4 protein-coding genes are annotated in these 5,953 nt (G+C 73.4%); 1 reads left to right on the top strand and 3 read right to left on the bottom strand.

The window, feature by feature from the left end; all coding sequences use genetic code 11:
* Positions 1–322: 322 nt before the first annotated feature.
* The 3 genes from AC5P09_RS06880 to AC5P09_RS06870 all read right to left on the bottom strand — a co-directional run bounded on the left by AC5P09_RS06880 (position 323) and on the right by AC5P09_RS06870 (position 3,063).
* Positions 323–1,120 (bottom strand): ABC transporter permease, encoded by a 798-nt coding sequence (locus AC5P09_RS06880; protein WP_493872932.1) that lies wholly within the window; start codon positions 1,118–1,120, stop codon positions 323–325.
* A 22-nt stretch (positions 1,121–1,142) separates the two neighbouring features.
* The gene (locus AC5P09_RS06875; protein ID WP_493872931.1) at positions 1,143–2,114 is read right to left on the bottom strand and encodes an ABC transporter substrate-binding protein; all 972 of its coding nucleotides are present in this window, start codon (positions 2,112–2,114) and stop codon (positions 1,143–1,145) included.
* Between the two features lie 76 nt (positions 2,115–2,190).
* Entirely contained in the window at positions 2,191–3,063 is an 873-nt protein-coding gene (locus tag AC5P09_RS06870; RefSeq protein WP_493872930.1) for a TIGR03619 family F420-dependent LLM class oxidoreductase, read from the bottom strand.
* Between the two features lie 179 nt (positions 3,064–3,242).
* Here AC5P09_RS06870 and fxsT point away from each other — a divergent pair.
* On the top strand, positions 3,243–5,953 hold a 2,711-nt coding region (gene fxsT / locus AC5P09_RS06865; RefSeq protein ID WP_493872929.1), incomplete at its 3' end, for an FxSxx-COOH system tetratricopeptide repeat protein.

Genomic DNA, 5,953 nt, shown 5'->3' with positions numbered 1-5,953 from the left:
TCCAACACGGCGCCCTCCGACACGGCAGTCCCGTCCAACACGGCGCCCTCCGACACGGCAGTCCCGTCCAACACGGCCCGGCGCGAGGGTGCGCCACTCGATCCGCCCCGGCGCGCAGATGCCCCGCCCGATTCTGGCCGACTCGCGGACGCCCCACCCGAACCGACCCGACCCCCAGAAGCCCCCTCCGACCCCGGCCAACCCCCAGACACCCCACCCGAACCGACCCGACCCCCAGAAGCCTCCTCCGCCCCACCCCGGCGTGCGCGATCCCCTCCCGGTCCGCTCCCGCTCCCGCCCCCGTCGGACTCCGGCTCCCCGCTCATCTCCGCGCACCTCCCCCGTCGGCTCCCCGACGTTCCGGCGTCCACGGGAACAACCGTCGTTCGCCCCACACCAGTACGCCGTTGACGACCAGCCCCAGCGCCCCCGCCCACACCACCCCCGCGAGCACGTCACGGGTGCCGTCCGTGGCCAGGCCGGCCTGGGCGATGAAGATGCCGAGGCCCTCGCCGAAGCCGGCGAGGAGTTCCGTGGCGACGGCCAGGATGAGGGCGACCGCGGCCGAGATGCGGATGCCGGCGGCGATGAAGGGCGCGGTGCCGGGCAGTTCCACGCGCAGCAGTACGGCGAGCCGGCCGAAGCCGAAGGCGCACAGGGTTTCCTTGGCGAGGGGGTCGGTCTCGCCGAGGCCGTAGACGGTGTTGAAGAGGATGGGCCAGACGCAGGCGTAGGCGATCAGCGCGACCTCGGTGCCGGTGCCGGAGCCGAGCAGCAGGGAGACCAGCGGGATCAGCGCGACGGACGGCAGCGGGCGCAGGAACTCGACGATCGCGCGTACGGCGGAGTCGACGAGCGGCACGCTGCCCAGCAGCAGCCCGAGCGGTACGGCGATCACGCAGGCGAGGCCGAGCCCGAGCGCCCAGGCGCGCAGGGTGGCGCCGATTCCGTCGAGGAAGGCCGCGTCGCCCGCCAGCTCGGCGGCCCGGGCGAGGACTTCGGAGGCGGGCGGGAGGTAGCTGCGACGGACGATTCCGGCCCGGCTCACCGCCTCGCACACACCGAAGGCGAGCAGCACCCCGAGGGCGCCGAGGCCGAACTCCCGACGTGCCGCCCTCACGTCCCGCACCGCCGACGCCCTGTCACTTCACCAGCAGCGTCGCCGGGTCGATGGGTTTCTTCAACATTCCCTGTTTCCGCATGAGATCGGCGAGCCGGGCGATCTGCTCGCCGTCCATGTCCGGCGGATAGACGGGCAGGTCGATCGACTCGGCCTGGCCCTTGGTCACCTTGGTGTACGTCGGCAGTGCGTCGCGCACGGCAGAGGGGTCCTCGGCGGCGATCTTCACGGCGGCCTTGATGGCCCGCTGGAAGGCGGCCAGCGGTTCGGCGTTCCGGTCCGCGTACCGGCGGGTGGTGATGTATCCGCTGAGTGGGATGGACTCGACGGGCGCGGACGCTCCGTCCACGAGGATCCGCGCGCCCAACTCGTCCTGGATGGCGCTGTCGTAGGGCTCGACGACGTGCACGGCGTCGACCTGGCCCTTCTCCAGGGCCGCGCCCATCTGCGGGAAGGGGATCTGCCGGTAGACGGGGTCGCCGACTCCTTCTTTCTCGAGGATCTCGTTGAAGGTCAGCGACTGCACGTTGTTGAGGACGTTCACGGCGAGCTTCTTGCCCTCGAGGTCGGCGAGGCTCTTGATGTCGGAGTCCTTCGGCACCAGGACGTCCATCATGCGCGGCGCGGCCCTGATCGCCTCGGCGACGATGCGGATGTCGAGGGTGCCCTGTTCGTGTGCTTGGAGATAGGTGACGTAGTTGGCGCTGGCCACCATGTCGATCTGGCCCTTGGCCAGGGCGGGCAGTGCCTGGAGGCTCTGCTGGATCTGCTGGACGCGGACGTCCAGGCCCTCCTTCTCGAACAGGCCACGGTCCTGTGCGATGTAGAGCATGGCGCAGTCGCTCAGCGGCAGCGCGGCCACGGTGATGGTCGTCCCCCCACCGTCCGAGGACGTCGAGTCGCCGTCGTCGCCGCAGGCCGCGAGCGCCAGCGTGAGAGCGGCGGCGGCGACGGCCGCCCTTCCTCTTCCCGTGCGCCAGGGTCGTAACGCCATGGGCGCATGATGACGGCCCGCTTGACATGATCACCACACGCAAGCAAGCCGAATCGTCGGTCCTTGGAGAAAATCGTCAGCCCTTGGAGAAATGCGAGAGGACCTCGTCGGCGACCCAGGCGAGCGCGTCCGGCAACGCCTCCGTGGCCACCGGCAGCCACAGGGAGCACGCGGCGAGCCCGGCGTCGGCCAGCTGCCCGAGCTCCTCCCGTACGCTCTCGCCGGTCGCTTTCGCACCGCCCAGCGGACGACGCCCGGGCGGGGTCACGGCCGCCGCGAAGCCCGGCGGCAGCAGGAAGTGCCCCGCTGTCAGCTCCAGTGGCGGCTTGGCCGGATCCCGACCCGCCTCCTCCCCGAGTACGGCCAGCCGGTCCCGCACCTCGGTGAGCCCGGCCGCGTCGAGGCCGGAGCCGTGCCAGGCGTCGCCGTACCGCAGCGCGCGGCGCAGCGCCCCGTCACTGTGTCCGCCGACCCACACCCCGGGACCGCCGTCCGTGCGCGGCCGCACCCCGAGCCGCGGCTGCCCCTCGTCGCCCCGCCACAGACCCCGTATGACGGCCAGCTGTTCGTCGGCGCGAAGGCCCCGCCCGGCGAACGCCACCCCCGCGGCGGCGAACTCCTCGGCGTCCCAGCCGGTCCCGACCCCCAGCGTGAAGCGGCCGCCCGAGAGGCGGTCGAGGGTGGCGCTCTGGTGCGCGATCACGGCCGGGTTGTAGAGCGGAAGGATCAGGACGCTGGTCACCAGGCCGATCCGGGTGGTCGCCCCGGCCACGGCGGACAGCAGGACGAGTGGGTCCGGAGTGACGCCGAGATCCCCGGCCAGCAGGTGGCTGCTCGCGATGACGTGGTCGAAGCCCAGTTCCTCGGCTGTGCGGGCCGTCTCCAGGACGCCGTCGAGCTCGTCCTCTCCCGCGGGCCACAGGCGGTGCGGTGCCACTCCGATACGCATGTACGGCTCCCCTCGTGCGGTGTCACGGGACACAACACCGCGACCGCCGCCCCCGATACCGCATTTTCGAACATCGCCTACGCTCTCAAATCCCCTTCCATGGGCGGGACATGAGACCCTGAAGCCGGGAGAGGGGTTCGGACGTAGCCGTCGAGGTGTGTGCCGACAGGGGGTCCTCGATGTTCGGGGCAGAGTTGTTCACGCAGACCGCTGCCGCCGCCGCGGGCACGATGGTCGCGCTGATGACCACGGACGCGTGGCAGGCGGCCCGGAACCGGATCGCCCGGATCCTGGGGCGCGAGGGTGTCGCGGAGCTGGACCGGGCGCGGGCGGCGCTCGATGCCGCGCCGCCGGGCCGGCAGGAGATCATCCTGCGCGAGCAGCGGGAGCGGTGGGACGCCACGCTGCGCACGCTGCTGGCCCGGGATCCGGAGCTGTCCGGCCAACTGACCGCGTTCGTCGAGGAGTTCTCCGGTATGGCGGACCGGTCGATCGTCATCCATGCCCAGCACGCGCAGTTCGGGTTTCCCGCGCCGGCGCCCGAGTCGCCCACGCCGGGCGCCCTGACCGTCGCCCCGCCGCTGGGCCGTCTCGATCGCCGGGTGCGCGGGCGGGAGCCGCTGCTCGACACACTCAAGTGCCTGGTGGGCAAACCGACTTCGGGCGTGCGGGTGCTGCACGGCATGGGCGGTGGCGGCAAGACGACGGTCGCGCTGGAGATCGCCGCGTACGCCTCCGTGCTGGGCGTGGACGTGTGGTGGGTGACCGCGTCGAACCCGGCCGCGCTGAGCGCCGGGATGCGCGAGGTGGTGGCCGCGCTGGGCACGCCCGCCGATCTCATCGACCGGGCCTGGTCGGGGCGTTCGAGCGCCACGGACCTGCTGTGGCGGCGGCTGTGCGACCGGGCGGACCCGTGGCTGCTGATCGTGGACAACGCCGACGAGCCCGAACACCTCGCGCCGCACGGGCGGTTGGCGGAGGGTACCGGCTGGATCCGGCCCGCCGCCGAGCTGCCCGGCCTGGTGCTGATCACCAGCCGGGACAGCAGCCCGGCGACCTGGGGGCCGTGGGCGACCCTGCACCCGGTGGACGCGCTGGACGAGACCGACGCCACCGACGTGCTGTGGGACCTCGCCGGGCCGCGGGCCGGGTCCCGCGAGGACGCCGGACTGCTGGCCCGGCGCCTCGGCGGGCTGCCCTTGGCGCTGCGCATCGCGGGCTCGTACCTTGCGGCGGCGTCCGCGTTCCCGGCCTGGCCGGGCACCAGCGCCGTACGGACGTACGCCGACTACCACGCGGCCCTCGACGAGCGCTTCACCGAGCTCCTCGACGAGGACCCGCCCGGCCAGCCCGGCGGCACCAACACCGTTCCGGTGAGCCGTACTTGGGAGCTCTCCCTCGACCTGCTGGAGCGGCGCGACATCTCCCAGGCCCGGCCGTTGATGCGGCTGCTGTGCTGTCTGGGCGACGCGCCGGTGCCCCTGGTCGGGCTGCTGCGCCCGGACCGGCTCGCCGCCTCCCGGCTGCTGCCCGGCGTCACCCCGCAGGAGCTCTACACGGCGCTGACCTCGCTCGCCGACTTCGGCCTGATCGAGCTGCACACCCCGCGCGGCGGCGACGAGCACGCGCGCTCCCTGCTGATGCATCCGCTCGTCCGGGACGCCGGCCGCCGACAGCGGGACCTCGCCGAACACCTCCAGGAGTACGGCGCGGTCGTCGCCGACCTGGTCGTCGCGGCCACCGCCGAGCTCAGCGAGGACGACCCGCGCGACTGGCCGCGCTGGCGGCTGCTGCTCCCGCACGTCGACGCGCCGCTCGCCCTGATCGGCGATCCGTACGAGGCGGAGGACGAGCTGGTCTCCAAGGCGCTGCGGGCGGCGGCGGCCGGGGCGCGTCATCTGTTCCGGCGGGGCTGGCTGGACCGGGCCGAGGCGGTCCTCGACGCCTGCGAGCCGATCGTCCTCGCCTGCGGCCCGCGCGACCCGGACGCCCTCGAAGTGCGGTCCGCCGCCGCCCACTTGCTCCAGTTACGCGGCCGGCTCTCCGCCGCCGAGTCCCTGGTCCGTACGGTCCTGGAGGACACCCGCGAGCTGTTCGGCGACGCGGCGGGCGAGACCGCCGACGCCCGCTACGCGCTCGCCGAACTGCTCGCCGACCGCGGCCGGCCCGCCGAGGCGGAGGCCGAGTACCGCACGGTGTACGCGACGAGGCGCACCCTGCTCGGCGAGCGCGACCCGCAGACCCTCGCGGCCCGCAAGGGCGTGGCCCGCATGGCCCAGCAGCGCGGTCTGCTCGCGGAGGCCGAGGAGGAGTACCGCCTGGTGCTCGACGCCTATCGCGAGGCGCTCGGCGACCGCCATCCCGACACCCTGGCCACCCGGCACGACGTGGCCCAGGTGCTGCACGAGCGGGGCATGTTCCGGCAGGCCGAGCAGGAGCTGCGGGAGACCCTGGAGGTGTGCGCCGAGGTCCTCGGCGAGCGCAACCCCGGCACCCTCGCCGTCCGCCACGACCTCGCCGACGTGCTGCGCGACCGCGGCCTGCTGGTCGAGGCGGAGCGCCAGTTCCGTACGGTGCTGGAGCTGCGCGGCGACTCCTACGGCGAGGACCACCCCGACACGGTCGCCTCCCGGCACGGCCTGGCGACCGTGTTGCGCGACCGGGGCTGGCCGGGCGACGCGGAGACCGAGTTCCGGGAGGTGTTCGAGGTCCGCCGCAGGCTGCTCGGCGACATGCACCCGCACACCCTGGTGGTCCGCCACAACCTGGCCGACCTGCTGATGGAGCGCGGCCAACTGGAGGCGGCGGAGGCGGAGTTCCGCGAGGTCTACGCGGCCCGGCGCGAGGTGCTCGGCGAACAGCACCTGCTCACCCTGTCCGTACGGCACGG

The organism is Streptomyces sp. a15 (assembly GCF_059026085.1).
The sequence above is the reverse complement of the archived record's forward strand: the minus strand, read 5'-3'. Positions and strand labels throughout refer to the sequence as shown.

Bases quoted from the DNA above. Each gene is read 5' to 3' on its own strand.
- AC5P09_RS06870 (WP_493872930.1), bottom strand. From the start codon at position 3,063: ATGCGTATCGGAGTGGCACCGCACCGCCTGTGGCCCGCGGGAGAGGAC.
- AC5P09_RS06875 (WP_493872931.1), bottom strand. From the start codon at position 2,114: ATGGCGTTACGACCCTGGCGCACGGGAAGAGGAAGGGCGGCCGTCGCC.